This is a genomic window from Micromonospora sp. NPDC049107 (assembly GCF_040648595.1).
Taxonomy (GTDB): domain Bacteria; phylum Actinomycetota; class Actinomycetes; order Mycobacteriales; family Micromonosporaceae; genus Micromonospora.
Genome location: NZ_JBEZEC010000012.1, coordinates 247,496 through 261,971 on the forward strand (window position 1 = coordinate 247,496; position 14,476 = coordinate 261,971).

The window sequence follows — 14,476 nt, forward strand, 5'->3', positions numbered from 1 at the left end:
CGACCCGCGTCGCCCGCCGTCAGCGCGGCGGGCGGGGCAGGTCCTCGCGGGGTACCCAGTTGCGGCGCACGACCACCACCCGGGCCTCTGCGGCGGCGAGGTCGTCGTCGCTCGGCCGGGCGGCGTCGCGGGCCCGCAGCGCCGCGCTCAGCCCCACCTGGGACGAGCCGGAGCCGACCAGCCCGCGTAGCCCCCGCTCGCCGTCGCGGTCGTCGCCGCCGGCCCCTCGACGTCGCGGTGGCGGATCTCCACCGTCGTGGACGCCGGCCGTGCTGGCCGTCGAGCCGTCGGCGCTGCGAGGGGCCGCGTCGGATTCGGGATGGTGGCGCAGCCGTCGCCGGCGTCGGTCCGGGTCACCCATCAGCCGACCGTACCTCCCCACGCCATCAAGATCCCCACAACATCAGGGATGTTGCTGCTTCCCGAGCGTCGGAGGCAGCAACATCTCGTAAGTTGTGCGGATCTTGGTCACGCCGGACGGCGGTCTGCGACCGATTTGCCGGCTGGCTACCCTCGGGTTCGGGCGGTGCTGAGGCCGTCCGTCAGGGGGAGGAACGAGATGGCAGACCAGACGCAGCCGTGGGCGGAACGCACCGTGGAGGTCCCACCGCAGGCAGGCGTCGATGTGCCGGCGCAGCGGGACGGCTTCCGCCGAGGTGTCGCGCCGGTGGGTCAACCGCGTACCCCGCGCACCGAACCGTTCCCCGTGGTCGAGGAGCCGACCGGTACGGGTTGGCCGGGCGAACCCGTCCCGCGCCGGCCGTTGAGCTGGCGGCTGGCGCAGTTGCGTCGCGGCGGCGAGTGGAGCGCGGCGGGTGGCCTGTTCGCCTTCGTGTGCTGGGGGATCTGGGCGCTCTCCGGCGGTGGCGACCTGTCCGGCCCGCTGCTGGTGCTCGTGTTGAGCCTGCTGGTGGCGGTCGGCCTGTTCGCCCTGGCCCGCGCGGTCGGGCGGTTGGTGCTGGAGCGGCAGCTCGGACGGGTCCGGCGCGGCGCGCGGGGCGCTCACCTGGCCACTGCGGTCTTCCTCGTCGGCCTGGGCGTGGCCTGGCTCCAGCAGACCGAGTGGGTCGTCTCGGCCTGGAACTGGGTCACCTCGAACGTGTGACGAGGCGTGCACGGACGGGCCGGCAATGCGCCGCCCGCCCGTGCACCCGGTCGTCTCCCCACCAGGCAGTGTTGCTGCTTACCCGGCCGGCCACGGTTCATCCGTGGCCGGCCGGAGCGTCCGTCGTTCGGGTCAACCGGGAGCGGGTCAGCCGGTGGCGGCCTCGGCGGCGGCGTGGTCGCGGGCCACCCGGACCAGTTCGACCAGGCCGCCCGCATACTCCTGGGACTCGCCGTGCGCCTCGTCGAACGGCGGCTGGAAACCGACGCCCTCCCACTCGCCGGTGGCCGGGTTCCAGCGGTCGTTGCCGACCTCGAAGTCCCAGGCGAAGATGCCCAGCTCGTAGTAGAGCTGGTCGGCCGAGTTGCCGGCGGCGGAGTAGAGCACGTCGGCGACCGGGCCGGTCTGCGACGGCCAGGTGACCGTGCCACGCTCCTGCGCGATCGCGCCGACGATCCGCCGGGCGCTGTCGAGGAACAGCGTCGACTCGTCGATCGACGGCCGGGGCAGGGTGATCCGCCCGTCGGCCCGGTACGCGCCCGGCGGCCACATGAAGTACCCGCCGTAGGAGTGCACGTTCATCGCGAACCTGATGTTGGGATGGGCCTTGGCCAGCGCGATGACGTTGCCGCTCTCCGCCTCGGACAGCTCCGCCGTACCGGCGTAGTTGCCGGAGAGGCAGTTCGCGCTTGCGCCCACGTACCCGTCGAAGTACGACCCGACGGTGTAGTTCCGGTTCACGTCGACGCCCCAGGAGGTGCGGTACTTCGGGTCCCGTGCCGGTCCCTCGCAGTGGTTGACCAGGTTCTTGCGCTGGAAGTTGTAGTCGTTGAACGAGTAGTTCGCGCCGTCCGGGTTGACCGTCGGGATGACGAACACGTCGACCTGCTCCAGCAGCTCACGGGTGGCCGGGTCGGTACGCGCGTTCGCCAGCATGCGCTCGGCGAACTCCAGCGTCACCAGCGGCGTGGCCCACTCCCGGGCGTGTTCCTGGGAGTACGCCAGCACGCCGATCCGGGACCCGTCCCGGTGTACGCCGAGACGCAGGGCCTGCACCGTCCAGGGCTTCGCCGGCACCTCGGTGCCCTGGAGCCCGTCGTCGAGGCGGGCCGGACCGGCGACGGGCATCGGCAGCCCGGTCGAGCCGTCCTCGACGGTGGCCCGGAACCGGTTCGCCTGGCGGGCGTTCACGGCCGCCGCGACGTCGTCGGTGGTGCTCACCGTCTTGCCCGCGGCGTCGGTGGCGAGCGTGACCGTGAGGACACGGTCGCGGTAGCCGACGGCCAGCGGTCGGTTGGGTCGGCCCGGGTCGACGGTGCGCACCTGCACGCCGTTCATGCCCTGGTCGCCGAAGCGGACCGACTCCACGACCACGGCGGCGACCGCCGGGTCGCCCAGGTACGCGACGGCGTTCCGGCGGTACCCCTGGGTCTTGTTCGGCAGGTCGATGACGTCGACCAGGTCCCGGTACTGGCGGGCCAGTCGCTTGATCCGCGCCTGGATGTCCACCGGCGTCAGGTACGCGTCGATGAAGTCCTTCTGGTAGCCGGCCGGCAGCGGCGGCGGGGTGGCGTTCGGCCACAGCGTCGGGGTGACGGCCCGACTGACGCCGCCGAGGCTGGACGTGGCGGTCAGCTGGACCGGTCGGCTCGGCACCGGCTGGGGGACGTTGTAGTGGTACTGGTATTCCCCCGAGTCCTCGAACCGGTAGAGCGGGAACGAACCGGTGACGCCGTCCGCGGTCCGCCAGCTGACGGTGATCTCCACGTCCGGGTCGTCGGTGGCGGTGGTGGCCACCTGCGCCTGCAGGAACGTCTGCCCGCCGGTGGTCCACCAGTACGCCTGCTGGACCGCGAGGGTGTCGACCCCGACGGCGGCGGTCGTCCGCTGGCCGGCGGCCGGTGCGCCGAGCCCGGCGGCGGTACGCGCCCGCGCCGCGCGGACACTGTCGGCGAAGTGCCGGCTGCCGTCGCCGGCCCGCTGCACGACCTGGGTGGCGGTGGCGCCCCGCGCGGTGAGGTCGGCGAGCTGCGCGCCGGTCAACACCAGGTCGGCGATGATCCGGCCGTCCCGTGCCCGGGGCAGGTTGGCGAGGTCGACGCCGCTGGCGACGAGCCTGTCGAGCTGGGCCTGATCGCGCAACTGCACCCGGACCAGAGCGGTCTCGGTGGCGGCCAGGGTGATCGGGGCGGTGTCGGCGACGGGTGCCGCCGTCGCGGTGCCGGGATGGGACAGCGCCGCGCTGATCAGGATCGCTGTGGTGGCGGCAGCCGTCCACCGTCGTCGGACGATCATGTGCCCTCCTGTGACGGACGTCGATGCGTGTGGTCCTTACACCAGTGCAACGATCGACACATGTCAAGGTCTCTGATCGGTAAGGGCGACGTAAGGTCATCCGGCTACGTCGACGGACATCATTCCCTGATCCGTTGCCAACGAGGGGACCGTCGATGAGTCGACTACGGAGAAGTCTGGCCTTCCTGATCGTGCTGACCACCGGTCTGACGACCGCGCCGGGCGTCGCGTCGGCAGCCACGGCGCTGCCCACGTACACGTTCGTGGACCTGGGAACGCTCGGTGTGCCGAGCACGGGGGAGCCGCCCACCAGCGACGGCTACGCCCTCAACGACGCCCGTACCGTGGTGGGCGTCTCCACGATCGACGGTGTCTACAACTTCCACGCGTTCGCCTCGGCCGGCGGGGTGATGAGCGACCTGGGCGCCCTGTACACCGGACCGTACGGCGCGAGTTCCGCGACGGGCATCAACGAGCGGGGCGTCGTCGTCGGGGCCACCCACGTCAACGCGACGGAGCCTCCGCACGCCTTCCGGTACGCCGACGGGGTGATGACCGACCTCGGCACCGGTCACGGCGCGGGCAGCGGAAGCTCGGCGAACGACGTCAACGACGACGGCCTGGTGGTGGGCAGCCGGTTCGAGAAGCAGGGAGCGCCCACCCGGGCGGTCGTCTGGCGCAACGGCACGGTCATCGACCTGGGCACGCTCGGCGGCCAGGCCGGCCCGTGGGGGACGGACAGCATCGCGTACGGCGTGAACTCCTCCGGACACGTCGTGGGCGGCGCCGCAGTGCCCTCCGGCGGCCTGCACGCCTTCCTCTACTCCGGTGGGGCGCTGACGGACCTCGGCACCCTCGGCGGTGTCACGGAGTCCACGTACGCCCGGGACATCAACGACCGGGGTCAGGTCGTCGGTATCTCGCAGAACACCACCGGCGAGCTGCGGGCGACGCTCTGGCGTAACGGCACCATCCGCGACCTCGGTTCCCTCGGTGGCAACTACTCCGAGGCGCGGGCCGTGAACGAGACCGGCCAGGTGGTGGGCATCGCCCGGACCAGCAGCCCCGACTTCTACAACGAGCGGGCGTTCCTGTGGCAGGGCGGCCGGATGGTCGACCTGAACACCCGGGTGCGGAACCTTCCTCCGACGGTGACGCTGCGCTCCGCCGAGGACATCAACGACGACGGCGTCATCGTGGGTCTCGCCTGCCCCGTCGACTGCGCCGAGGGCGGTGATCGCGCGCGCCGGGCCTACCTCCTGGTGCCGACGAGCTGACCCGCTACCGGGGCGATCGGCGCCTGTCCTGCCCGCGCGGGACGGGCGCCGGTCACCGCGCCGCTGTGCCGGTGTCGTACGACTCGCGGGCATCGAGCAGCTCGTCCCAGTGCTGCGCCACCCAGGCGCAGGCGACCGCGATCGGTTCGAGCATGCTGCGGCCCACCGGCGTCAGCTCGTACTCGACGTGCGCGGCCGCTCCGGCGTGGACGGTGCGGCTGACCAGCCCGTCCCGTTCGAGGGAGCGCAGCGACTGGGTGAGGACCTTGGGGGTGACGCGGCGCAGCGGCACGCGTAGTTCGGAGAACCGGCGAGGCCCGTCTTCCAGGCAGCGGATGATGAGCGCCGCCCACTTGTCACCGAACCGGATCGGATTGAGCGAGGAGGGGCACAGCTCGTCGAACATGTCGGCGGGCAGGGGTTGCCTCATGGCCTGACGATAGCTGGTATCCCGGCGGTAACCAGGCCTGGCGATAGCGTCGGCGAACCGGCCGGGCGTACGGGTCACGGCCCTGGTGGAAGGCATTCGCCATGAACATCGTGGTCTTCGGAGCGGGTGGCCGGGCCGGGCGACGGGCTGTCGCCGAGGCGCGCCGACGCGGCCATCGGGTCACCGCCGTGGTACGCGACCCGGCGGCCCACGGCGACCTGGGCGAGGCGCACGTGGTGGCGGGCGACGTCACGGACGCCGCGAGCGTCGCGCGCGCCGCCGCCGGGCAGGACGCCGCGATCAGTGCCGCCGTGGACCTGTCCCGGCCACCGCGCGACTTCTTCACGACGTCGTCCCGCGCCCTGGCCGCCGGCCTGGCCGAGGCGGGCGTACGTCGCCTGGTGGTGGTGGGCCTCGCGTCGATCATGCCCGGGGCGTCCGGCGTCGCCCTGATGGACGAGCCCGGCTACCCCGACGGGTACCGCTCCTTCTACCTGGGCCACGCGGCGGGCCTCGACGAGCTGCGGACCTGCGATCTCGACTGGGCGTACGTGGCCCCGGCCGGCGACTTTGACCACGACGGCACCCGTACCGGCGGCTATCGGGTCGCCGAGCACGGTGACCCGGCCAGCCGGATCAGCTACCCGGACTTCGCGATAGCGCTGGTCGACGAAATCGAGGCGCCCCGCCACCACCGGTCCGCCCTGAGTGTCCGGGAGGTGTGATGCCCGAGGTCCACGACAGCCCGAACACCTGGGTCGCCGAGCACATCCGCCGTTTCGAGGAGACCGGAGGCAGACCACGGCCAGGCGTGCGCGACCTGCTCCTGACGACCCGTGGCCGAAGAACCGGCGAGCTGCGCCGCACCGCGCTCGTGTACGAACGCGATGGCGACGGCTACGTGCTGGCCGCCTCGAACCGTGGCGCGGAGCACCACCCGGCGTGGTATCTCAACCTGCTCGCCGACCCGTACGTCACCGTGCAGGTCGGTACGGAGACCTTCACCGCCCGGGCGCGCACCGCCACCACGCGGGAGCGTCCGCGCCTGTGGCGTCTGATGGTGTCGGCCAGGTCGGAGTACGCCACCTACCAGCAGGGGATCACCCGGGAGATTCCCGTGGTCGTCCTGGAACGCGTCGAAGACTGAACGGGGAAAAGCCCAGGCTCAGCGAAGGTGCCGCTGAGCCTGGGCTTCGTGGGTGGAGCGGGCGACGGGAATCGAACCCGCACCGTCAGTTTGGAAGACTGAAGCTCTGCCATTGAGCTACGCCCGCGCTCGGCCCCGCCGCAACGGGGCGCGCCGACAGCGTACCCAATGCCGGTCCTGGGCGCGCGACCGCGCCACCGCCCCCGCGGCGTCGGGTCGTCGCGACGCCGCGTGGCGCCTTCCAAGATCCGCACAACATCACCGAAGTCGTGGCATCCGCACCCCGGGAAGCCGCAGTTTCCCCGATGTTGCGCGGATCCTGCGGCGGGCGCGGCGGGCGGCGGGCCCCGATGTGCGCGGATCTTGAAGGGTCTAAGGGGTGAGATGGGCAGATCTGTCCGGGTGGCGGACGCCCCGGCACTGCCGGAGGCGCGGCGACGGCATAGACTGCACGTCGCCACGGGGTGTGGCGCAGCTTGGTAGCGCACTCGCTTTGGGAGCGAGGGGCCGTGGGTTCAAATCCCGCCACCCCGACTGTCGTCCGCGTCCGGTCTCCCCGGGCGCTGCGAGCCGGCCCCGCCGGCTCGCCTACACTCGATGGGCCAATCGAAGGCCCAGAATCAAACCCAGATCCGTCAAGGAGTACGCCTGTGAAGAGCACCGTCGAGACTCTGAGCCCGACGCGCGTGCGGCTCGCCATCGAGGTGCCGTTCGTCGAGCTCGAGCCGAGCCTCAAGAAGGCGTACCGGGAGATCGGTTCGCAGGTCCAGGTCCCGGGCTTCCGCCGGGGCAAGGTGCCGACCGCGGTGATCGACCAGCGGGTGGGCCGGGGCACCGTCCTCAACGAGGCGGTCCAGGAGGCCATCCCGGAGAACATCATGGCCGCGGTGCGCGAGCACGACCTGAAGACGCTGGGGCGTCCCGAGGTCGAGATCACCGAGTTCAACGACGGTGACTCGCTGAACTTCACCGCCGAGGTCGACGTCCGTCCGGAGATCACCATCCCGGACGCGTCCACCATCGAGGTGACCGTCGACGAGCTGCAGATCGACGACAGCGAGATCGACGAGCAGGTCAAGAACCTGCGGGAGCGGTTCGCCACCCTCAAGACGGTCGAGCGGGCCGCCGCCGAGGGCGACTACGTGCAGATCGACCTGAACGCGACCGTCGACGGCGAGGACGTGCCGGGCGGTCAGGCCAGCAACATCTCCCACGAGGTGGGCAGCAAGCAGCTCCTGCCGGGCCTGGACGAGGCCGTCGTCGGCCTCGCCGCCGGCGACAGCACCACCTTCACCACCCAGCTCGTGGGCGGCGACTTCGCCGGCCGCGACGCCGACGTGGCGGTGACCGTGCGCACGGTCAAGGAGAAGGAGCTGCCGGAGCTGAACGACGAGTTCGCGCAGATGGCCAGCGAGTTCGACACGATCGAGGAGCTGCGCGGCGACCTGCGGTCCCGGGTCACCCAGGGCAAGCAGGTCGAGCAGATCTACGCCGCCCGCGACAAGGCGCTGGCGCAGCTGGTCGAGACCGCCGAGGTGCCGGCGCCGGAGGGCGTCGTGCGCGAGGAGGTCGCCAGCCGCAAGCAGGCGATGGTCGACCAGCTCGAGCGGATCGGCGCCTCCCTGGAGGAATACCTGGCGGCCGAGGAGAAGACCGAGGAGCAGATCGACGCCGAGCTGACCGAGGCGGCCACCGAGGGCGTCAAGGTGCAGCTCCTGCTCGACACGCTGGCCGACGCGGAGGACGTGCAGGTCTCCGACGACGAGTTCGGGCACGAGATCGTGCACCGGGCGCAGCGCGCCGGGATGGCCCCGCAGCAGTACTACGACCAGTTGGTGCGCTCCGGCGCCGCCGCCGCGGTCTTCGGTGACGTCCGGCGCGGCAAGGCGCTCGCGGCCGTCATGGAGCGCATCACGATCAAGGACTCGGCCGGCAACCCGGTCACCCTGGACGCGCTGCGCGCCGCCAACGAGGCCGAGCACAACCACGAGCACTGATCGTCGGGTGCGGCCGCCGTCCGCCGCTGCGCGGTGCACGGCGGCCAAACCCTTTCCGGGGACACCCGGAGTTGAGCGCTGCCGGGTACGCCCGGAGTTGAGCGCTGCCGGGGTACGCCCGGAAGGCCCGCGCCGCGGGTGCCCGACACAGCTGCGCTGAGAGCGAACAGTGCCCCGACCGGGACTCTGCCGCCCCGCACAGCGGTTAGTGTCGGGAAAGACGGTACGGAGAGCGAAGGGCTGCCATGACCGACATGCACATCCCCAAGAAGTCGCTCCGGGCGATTGACGCGCGCGGTGGCGACTCCATTGGCAACCTCGACGACTCGGTCTACAACCGGTTGCTCAAGGAACGCATCATCTTCCTGGGCAGTGAGGTGACCGACCAGGTCGCCAACCGCATCTGCGCGCAGCTCCTGCTGCTCGCCGCGGAGGACCCGGACCGCGACATCAACCTGTGGATCAACTCGCCGGGTGGCTCGGTCTACTCGGGCATGGCGATCTACGACACCATGCAGTTCATCGACAACGACGTGTCGACCGTGGCGATGGGCATGGCTGCCTCGATGGGTCAGCTGCTGCTCTGCGCGGGCACCAAGGGCAAGCGTTACGCCCTGCCGCACGCCCGGATCATGATGCACCAGCCGTCCGGTGGCCTGGGCGGCACGGCGTCCGACATCGCCATCCAGGCGGAGCAGATGCTCTACACGAAGCGGATGTTCCAGGAGCGGGTCGCGCACCACACCGGCCAAGACCAGTCGCAGATCGAGGCGGACTCGGACCGGGACCGTTGGTTCACCGCCCAGGAGGCCATGGACTACGGCTTCATCGACAAGGTGATCATCGGGGCCGCTCAGGTTCCGGATGGCGCCGGGACCCTGAGCTGAGGAGCTGACGATGACCGACCTGAGCCTGCCGCCCCAGTTCGCGGCCGTGCACAACCGTTACGTGCTGCCGTCGTTCGTCGAGCGCACGTCGTACGGGGTCAAGGAGTCGAACCCGTACAACAAGCTCTTCGAGGACCGGATCATCTTCCTCGGTGTCCAGGTGGACGACGCGTCGGCCAACGACGTGATGGCCCAGCTGCTCACGCTGGAGGGCACCGACCCGGACCGCGACATCATCATGTACATCAACTCGCCGGGTGGCTCCTTCACCGCGATGACGGCGATCTACGACACCATGCAGTACGTCCGCCCCGACATCCAGACGGTCTGCCTCGGGCAGGCGGCCAGCGCCGCGGCCGTGCTGCTGTCGGCGGGCACCCCGGGTAAGCGGATGGCGCTTCCGAACTCGCGGATCATCATCCACCAGCCGGCCACCGAGGGCGGCTACGGGCAGGGCTCGGACATCGAGATCCAGGCCCGGGAGATCCTGCGGATGCGGACGCAGTTGGAGGACATGTTGTCCCGCCACTGCAACCGCCCGATCGAGCAGGTCCGCAAGGACATCGACCGTGACAAGATCATGACGGCCGAGGAGTCCAAGGAGTACGGGCTGGTGGACACGATTCTGACCAGCCGCAAGAAGGGTCTGCTGGCGACCCACTCCGCCAGCTGAGCTGTACCGGGTCAGAGGTTGGCCGGGGCGTGAAGTTCCCGGCCGGCCTCTGACACACCCGTTTTGGGGGTCGGAGAATGCCCCGCCAGCGGGTAACGTCGGGTCCGTACCGCTTCGCCGGTCGGGCCAGCGAAGCGAACCAAGCCGGGCGGCGCGCAGCGTCCGCAGGTCAGGGCCGGGTCTCCGGCCGATGAGTGCAGGGAGAACGTAGGTGGCACGGATCGGTGACGGCGGCGACCTACTGAAATGCTCCTTCTGCGGTAAGTCGCAGAAGCAGGTCAAGAAGCTCATCGCGGGCCCAGGGGTCTACATCTGCGACGAGTGCATCGATCTCTGTAACGAGATCATCGAAGAGGAGCTGGCCGAGTCCGGCGAGGTGAAGTGGGAAGAGCTTCCCAAGCCGATGGAGATCTGCCAGTTCCTCGACAACTACGTCGTGGGGCAGGACCAGGCCAAGAAGGCGCTCGCCGTCGCGGTCTACAACCACTACAAGCGCATCCAGGCAGAGGCGGCCAACGCGCCGGGCTCCGGCAGTGACGCCGTCGAGCTGGCCAAGTCCAACATCCTGCTGCTCGGCCCGACGGGGTGCGGCAAGACCCACCTGGCGCAGACCCTCGCCCGGATGCTGAACGTCCCGTTCGCCATCGCCGACGCCACGGCGCTGACCGAGGCGGGCTACGTGGGCGAGGACGTGGAGAACATCCTCCTCAAGCTGATCCAGGCCGCCGACTACGACATCAAGCGCGCCGAGACCGGCATCATCTACATCGACGAGGTCGACAAGATCGCCCGTAAGTCGGAGAACCCGTCGATCACCCGCGACGTCTCCGGCGAGGGTGTGCAGCAGGCCCTGCTCAAGATGTTGGAGGGCACGGTCGCCAACGTCCCGCCGCAGGGCGGTCGCAAGCACCCGCACCAGGAGTTCATCCAGATCGACACCACGAACGTGCTGTTCATCTGCGGTGGCGCGTTCGCCGGCCTCGACCAGATCATCGAGTCCCGCACCGGGCAGGGTGGCACCGGCTTCGGCGCCCGGCTGCGGTCGGTGTCCGAGCGGTCGACCGACGACATCTTCAGCCAGGTCATGCCGGAGGACATGCTCAAGTTCGGGCTCATCCCCGAGTTCGTCGGGCGGCTTCCCGTGATCACCAACGTGCGCAGCCTGGACCGCAGCGCCCTGGTGCGCATCCTCACCGAGCCGCGCAACGCTCTCGTCCGGCAGTACCAGCGCCTGTTCGAGCTGGACGGCGTCGAGCTGGAGTTCGACGAGCCGGCGCTGGAGGCCATCGCCGACCAGGCGATGCTGCGGGGCACCGGCGCCCGCGGTCTGCGGGCCATCATCGAGGAGGTCCTGCTCTCCGCGATGTACGAGGTGCCGAGCAACCCGGACGCCGCCCGGGTGTTGATCACCCGCGAGGTCGTCCTGGAGAACGTCAACCCGACGATCGTTCCGCGTGAGTTCACCGGGCGTCGGGCCCGGCGGGACCGCGAGGAGAAGTCGGCCTGATCCTCCCCGCGTCACGCCGGCCGTCCGTCACTGACGCGGTCGGCGTGACCGTGTCCGGCGGTCCCACTCACCCGACGGGGTGACCGTCACCATCATCAGCCGAGCCGGTTCGTCGGCGTCGTTGCGGTAGCCGTGCTCCCGGTCGGCGTGGAACTCGATCGTGTCCCCGGCCCGTACGGCGTGATCCTGCCCGTCCACCCGGACGACCACCGCCCCGGCGAGCACGTGCAGGACCTCCCGGGTGCCCCGGGGATGGTCGGCGGAGCGGTGTCGTTCTCCGGGTTCGAGCCGCCAGTCCCACAGCTCGACGAGGTCGGGTTCGCCGAGCCCGCTGAGCAGGTGGGCGGTGCCGCCGTGCTCGCCCCGCCAGAGTACTGGCGCCTCGACCGTGGAGCTGATCCGCACGGTCTGCTCCTCGTCGGGCTCGAGCAGCCGCGCGATGTTGACGCCGAACGCGTCGGCGACCCGGCACAGCGTGCCGACGCTGGGGTTGGTGCGTGCGCTCTCGATCTGTACGAGCATCGCCTTGCTCACGCCGGACCGGCCGGCCAACTCCTCGAACGACCAGCCCCGTGCGGCGCGCAGCTCCCGTACCTGCCGGGCCACCGCGGCCGTCACCGCACTGACACGGCCACCTGCGTCGGTCATCAAACTATCCTTCACGGTTACTATTGTGGTACGACAGTGGCATGTTCCCCATTCTCCTGGCAGCGGTGTCCGCAGTCGCGTTCGGCACCGCCGACTTCTCCGGCGGCAAGGCGTCCCGCCGCGCCGACCCCATCGCGGTGACCGTGGTCTCCCAGCTGCTGAGCGTCCCGCTGCTGGTCGCTCTGGTGCTCCTGGTGCCGGGGTCACCGACGGTCGCCGACATCGCCTGGGGACTGCTCGCGGGGACGGCGGGCGCGGGCGGCGTCGTGCTGCTCTACCGAGCGCTCGCCGGCGGGATGATGGCCGTGGTGGCACCGGTCACCGCGATCACCGCCGCCGTGGTGCCGATCGTCGCCGGCCTGTTCACCACCACCTTCCCCGGCGCCCCGGCGCTCACCGGCGCCGGCCTCGCGGTGGTGGCGATCGCCCTGGTCAGCCTCGGCGAGGGCGGTGGCCGCCCGACGGTCCCGGCCCGACTGGTGGGGCTCGCCCTCGCGGCCGGCGCGCTCTTCGGCGTCTTCTTCACCCTGCTCGGTCAGGCCAGCGAGAGCGCGGGCATGTGGCCGGTGGCGGCGGTACGGGCCAGTTCGATCGCGTTCGGCCTGCTCCTCGCCGCCGGCACGGGTGTGCGACTGCGAGTCGGACGGCGGTCGCTGGGCTGGGCGGCCGTCGCCGGTCTGCTCGACAGCGCCGCCAACGCGCTCTTCCTGGCCGCTGCCGCGCGAGGGCACCTCAGCATCGTGGCGGCGATCGCCGCGCTCTACCCCGCCAGCACGGTACTGCTGGCGCTCGCCGTCGACCGCGAACGGCTGCGGCCGGTTCAGATCGCCGGCCTCGGGTTCGCGGCGGGGGCTCTCGTGCTGGCCAGCATCTGAGGCTGTCCACACCGGCCGGTCCGGTCGTACTCTTCTCTCATGCGCGTCGCCGTCTGCCAGCTCAACGCCCGGGACGACCGCAAGGCCAACCTGGCCGCCGCGGAGCTGCTGCTGGAACGCGCCGCCGACGGCGGCGCGGACCTCGCCATCCTTCCCGAGTACGTCGACTATCTCGGCCCGGAGGCCGGTCTGCCGGAGCCGGAGCCGGTCGACGGCGAGGTGGGCAGCTTCTTCGCCGGGGTGGCACGGCGGCTGGGGATGTGGGTGCTGGCCGGGTCGTTCCACGAAGCCGGCCCGGACCCCGCGCACACCTGGAACACCTCGCTGGTCTTCGACCGCGCCGGCAGCCTGGCCGCGAGCTACCGCAAAATCCACCTGTACGACGTGGAGATCCCCGGTCGGGTCTCCTACCGGGAGTCGGAGACCGTCGCGCCCGGTGCCCAACCTGTCGTGGTGGACGTGGAAGGCCTCCGGGTCGGGCTCTCGATCTGCTACGACCTGCGCTTCCCGGAGCTGTACCGACGGCTCGCCACCGAGGGCGGCGCCCAGCTCCTGGTGGTGCCGGCGGCGTTCATGATGCACACCGGGCGGGACCACTGGGAGATCCTGCTCCGGGCCAGGGCGATCGAGAACCAGTGCTTCGTGGCGGCGGCGGGTCAGACCGGTGACCACGAGCCGGGCCGCACCTGCTTCGGGCGCAGCATGGTGGTCGACCCGTGGGGGACGGTCCTGACCCAGCTGCCCGACGGGCCGGGGGTCGCCGTCGCCGATCTGGACCTTGACCGGCTCTCGATGATCCGGGCCGAGCTGCCGAGCCTCGCCAACCGCCGGCTCTGAGACTCAGCCCTCGAGCAGGACGCCGATCGTCGCAAGCCCGGCGATCACCGCGGCGGTGACCAGCAGGGCCGTGGTCATCCGGGACCTGCCGCGGCGGGCCAGTCGTCCGACCGAGAAGACCAGGACCACCAGTACGACCGCGCCGATCACCAGTTGCCAGAACGGCAGGAGGATGCCGAGCAGTGCTTCCTCGGCGAACACCGCGGTTTTCAGCCCGGACTCATCCATGACTGACACTCTGGCACGCCGACACGTGCCGCGTCGCCGACCACGGTGGAGAGCGCGCCGGTCGACGTGACCCGAACCAGTGATGAACCCTGATTTGCCTTCTCCCGGCCGGCCGCGTAACTTTCTCTCTGCACGAGGGAGGCCGGACAAACCGGCCGAGAACGGGCGCCAGGCTCGTGGCGGAGACGCCGAGCGAGACTGAGATCGGGCGGTGCGAAACACCTCGGAGACGGGGTTGCGGACGCGAAGCCGACCGGGTAGAGTTCTGAAGCCGGCAGGAGCCGGGCGGAGAGCCGCGCAGCGGCGATCGGCCGGTCTGCGGCTTCCCACGAGAGTAACGACCGCCGGATACGGCGTGCGTCAACGTGGGTCCGGACGAACCAGATTGATCGCCTCAAATACGAGGTTGACAATGAAAGTTCGACCAAGTAGGTTTGAGCGGTTGCCCCGAAACGGGGTTCCACGGATGTGGAGCTGCTGATCGGTGTGTGGTTGTTCTTTGAGAACTCAACAGGGTGCTTGTAAAGCCAGTGCCAATTATGATTTATACCCCGGACTGGCAGCCTGCTT

At 70.5% G+C, this 14,476-nt stretch carries 15 protein-coding genes and 2 tRNA genes; 11 read left to right on the forward strand and 6 right to left on the reverse strand.

Translation table 11 applies throughout. From position 1 onward, the window contains the following. Nucleotides 1-19: 19 nt before the first annotated feature. Complete coding sequence (locus AB0B55_RS27700; protein ID WP_357174792.1) at nucleotides 20-361, reverse strand: hypothetical protein; 342 nt, start codon at nucleotides 359-361, stop codon at nucleotides 20-22. Nucleotides 362-559: 198 nt separating this feature from the next. Between AB0B55_RS27700 and AB0B55_RS27705 the strand changes: the two genes are divergently transcribed. Continuing rightward, the gene (locus AB0B55_RS27705) at nucleotides 560-1,105 is read left to right on the forward strand and encodes a hypothetical protein (protein WP_357133552.1); all 546 of its coding nucleotides are present in this window, start codon (nucleotides 560-562) and stop codon (nucleotides 1,103-1,105) included. Nucleotides 1,106-1,252: 147 nt separating this feature from the next. Here the strand turns inward: AB0B55_RS27705 and AB0B55_RS27710 are convergent, their stop codons facing one another. Continuing rightward, nucleotides 1,253-3,400, reverse strand: coding sequence for a M14 family zinc carboxypeptidase (locus tag AB0B55_RS27710; protein WP_357174795.1), 2,148 nt, complete (start codon nucleotides 3,398-3,400; stop codon nucleotides 1,253-1,255). 155 nt (nucleotides 3,401-3,555) lie between these two features. Between AB0B55_RS27710 and AB0B55_RS27715 the strand changes: the two genes are divergently transcribed. Continuing rightward, nucleotides 3,556-4,677, forward strand: a complete 1,122-nt coding sequence (locus AB0B55_RS27715; protein WP_357174798.1) for a hypothetical protein — start codon at nucleotides 3,556-3,558, stop codon at nucleotides 4,675-4,677. A 52-nt stretch (nucleotides 4,678-4,729) separates the two neighbouring features. Here the strand turns inward: AB0B55_RS27715 and AB0B55_RS27720 are convergent, their stop codons facing one another. Next, complete coding sequence (locus tag AB0B55_RS27720; RefSeq protein ID WP_357133546.1) at nucleotides 4,730-5,107, reverse strand: helix-turn-helix domain-containing protein; 378 nt, start codon at nucleotides 5,105-5,107, stop codon at nucleotides 4,730-4,732. A 101-nt stretch (nucleotides 5,108-5,208) separates the two neighbouring features. Between AB0B55_RS27720 and AB0B55_RS27725 the strand changes: the two genes are divergently transcribed. Together AB0B55_RS27725 and AB0B55_RS27730 are read left to right on the forward strand one after the other, a co-directional pair. After that, complete coding sequence (locus AB0B55_RS27725) at nucleotides 5,209-5,832, forward strand: NAD(P)H-binding protein (RefSeq protein ID WP_357174801.1); 624 nt, start codon at nucleotides 5,209-5,211, stop codon at nucleotides 5,830-5,832. Then, entirely contained in the window at nucleotides 5,832-6,254 is a 423-nt protein-coding gene (locus tag AB0B55_RS27730; protein WP_357133542.1) for a nitroreductase family deazaflavin-dependent oxidoreductase, read from the forward strand. Before AB0B55_RS27725 ends, AB0B55_RS27730 begins: the two co-directional genes overlap by 1 nt. Before the next feature lie 53 nt (nucleotides 6,255-6,307). Here the strand turns inward: AB0B55_RS27730 and AB0B55_RS27735 are convergent. Beyond that, a tRNA-Gly gene (locus tag AB0B55_RS27735) sits at nucleotides 6,308-6,381 on the reverse strand. Nucleotides 6,382-6,714: 333 nt separating this feature from the next. Between AB0B55_RS27735 and AB0B55_RS27740 the strand changes: the two genes are divergently transcribed. From AB0B55_RS27740 to clpX, 5 genes are all read left to right on the forward strand, one after another. Continuing rightward, nucleotides 6,715-6,788 (forward strand) — tRNA-Pro (locus tag AB0B55_RS27740). A gap of 116 nt (nucleotides 6,789-6,904) precedes the next feature. Continuing rightward, nucleotides 6,905-8,251, forward strand: coding sequence for a trigger factor (tig, locus tag AB0B55_RS27745; protein WP_355052307.1), 1,347 nt, complete (start codon nucleotides 6,905-6,907; stop codon nucleotides 8,249-8,251). A 245-nt stretch (nucleotides 8,252-8,496) separates the two neighbouring features. Then, nucleotides 8,497-9,138, forward strand: a complete 642-nt coding sequence (locus AB0B55_RS27750) for an ATP-dependent Clp protease proteolytic subunit (RefSeq protein WP_088988027.1) — start codon at nucleotides 8,497-8,499, stop codon at nucleotides 9,136-9,138. Between the two features lie 10 nt (nucleotides 9,139-9,148). Then, nucleotides 9,149-9,811, forward strand: coding sequence for an ATP-dependent Clp protease proteolytic subunit (locus AB0B55_RS27755; RefSeq protein WP_357133539.1), 663 nt, complete (start codon nucleotides 9,149-9,151; stop codon nucleotides 9,809-9,811). A 211-nt stretch (nucleotides 9,812-10,022) separates the two neighbouring features. Further along, nucleotides 10,023-11,318, forward strand: coding sequence for an ATP-dependent Clp protease ATP-binding subunit ClpX (gene clpX, locus AB0B55_RS27760; RefSeq protein WP_145779357.1), 1,296 nt, complete (start codon nucleotides 10,023-10,025; stop codon nucleotides 11,316-11,318). 27 nt (nucleotides 11,319-11,345) lie between these two features. Here clpX and AB0B55_RS27765 read toward each other — a convergent pair whose 3' ends face one another. After that, nucleotides 11,346-11,966, reverse strand: coding sequence for an XRE family transcriptional regulator (locus tag AB0B55_RS27765; protein ID WP_357133537.1), 621 nt, complete (start codon nucleotides 11,964-11,966; stop codon nucleotides 11,346-11,348). A gap of 41 nt (nucleotides 11,967-12,007) precedes the next feature. On the opposite strand from AB0B55_RS27765, the gene AB0B55_RS27770 reads away from it, so the two are divergent. Beyond that, complete coding sequence (locus tag AB0B55_RS27770; protein WP_357133535.1) at nucleotides 12,008-12,841, forward strand: DMT family transporter; 834 nt, start codon at nucleotides 12,008-12,010, stop codon at nucleotides 12,839-12,841. Nucleotides 12,842-12,880: 39 nt separating this feature from the next. Beyond that, nucleotides 12,881-13,678, forward strand: coding sequence for a carbon-nitrogen hydrolase family protein (locus AB0B55_RS27775; protein WP_357133533.1), 798 nt, complete (start codon nucleotides 12,881-12,883; stop codon nucleotides 13,676-13,678). 3 nt (nucleotides 13,679-13,681) lie between these two features. Here AB0B55_RS27775 and AB0B55_RS27780 read toward each other — a convergent pair whose 3' ends face one another. Beyond that, on the reverse strand, nucleotides 13,682-13,906 hold the full coding sequence (locus AB0B55_RS27780; RefSeq protein WP_357133531.1) for a hypothetical protein: 225 nt from the start codon (nucleotides 13,904-13,906) through the stop codon (nucleotides 13,682-13,684). Between the last annotated feature and the right edge of the window lie 570 nt (nucleotides 13,907-14,476).

Excerpts from the sequence above, each read along its gene's own strand:
- AB0B55_RS27700 (WP_357174792.1), bottom strand. The coding sequence starts at position 361 with ATGGGTGACCCGGACCGACGCCGGCGACGGCTGCGCCACCATCCCGAA.
- AB0B55_RS27705 (WP_357133552.1), top strand. The coding sequence starts at position 560 with ATGGCAGACCAGACGCAGCCGTGGGCGGAACGCACCGTGGAGGTCCCA.
- AB0B55_RS27710 (WP_357174795.1), bottom strand. The coding sequence starts at position 3,400 with ATGATCGTCCGACGACGGTGGACGGCTGCCGCCACCACAGCGATCCTG.
- AB0B55_RS27715 (WP_357174798.1), top strand. The coding sequence starts at position 3,556 with ATGAGTCGACTACGGAGAAGTCTGGCCTTCCTGATCGTGCTGACCACC.
- AB0B55_RS27720 (WP_357133546.1), bottom strand. The coding sequence starts at position 5,107 with ATGAGGCAACCCCTGCCCGCCGACATGTTCGACGAGCTGTGCCCCTCC.
- AB0B55_RS27725 (WP_357174801.1), top strand. The coding sequence starts at position 5,209 with ATGAACATCGTGGTCTTCGGAGCGGGTGGCCGGGCCGGGCGACGGGCT.
- AB0B55_RS27730 (WP_357133542.1), top strand. The coding sequence starts at position 5,832 with ATGCCCGAGGTCCACGACAGCCCGAACACCTGGGTCGCCGAGCACATC.
- AB0B55_RS27750 (WP_088988027.1), top strand. The coding sequence starts at position 8,497 with ATGACCGACATGCACATCCCCAAGAAGTCGCTCCGGGCGATTGACGCG.
- AB0B55_RS27755 (WP_357133539.1), top strand. The coding sequence starts at position 9,149 with ATGACCGACCTGAGCCTGCCGCCCCAGTTCGCGGCCGTGCACAACCGT.
- AB0B55_RS27765 (WP_357133537.1), bottom strand. The coding sequence starts at position 11,966 with ATGACCGACGCAGGTGGCCGTGTCAGTGCGGTGACGGCCGCGGTGGCC.
- AB0B55_RS27770 (WP_357133535.1), top strand. The coding sequence starts at position 12,008 with ATGTTCCCCATTCTCCTGGCAGCGGTGTCCGCAGTCGCGTTCGGCACC.
- AB0B55_RS27775 (WP_357133533.1), top strand. The coding sequence starts at position 12,881 with ATGCGCGTCGCCGTCTGCCAGCTCAACGCCCGGGACGACCGCAAGGCC.
- AB0B55_RS27780 (WP_357133531.1), bottom strand. The coding sequence starts at position 13,906 with ATGGATGAGTCCGGGCTGAAAACCGCGGTGTTCGCCGAGGAAGCACTG.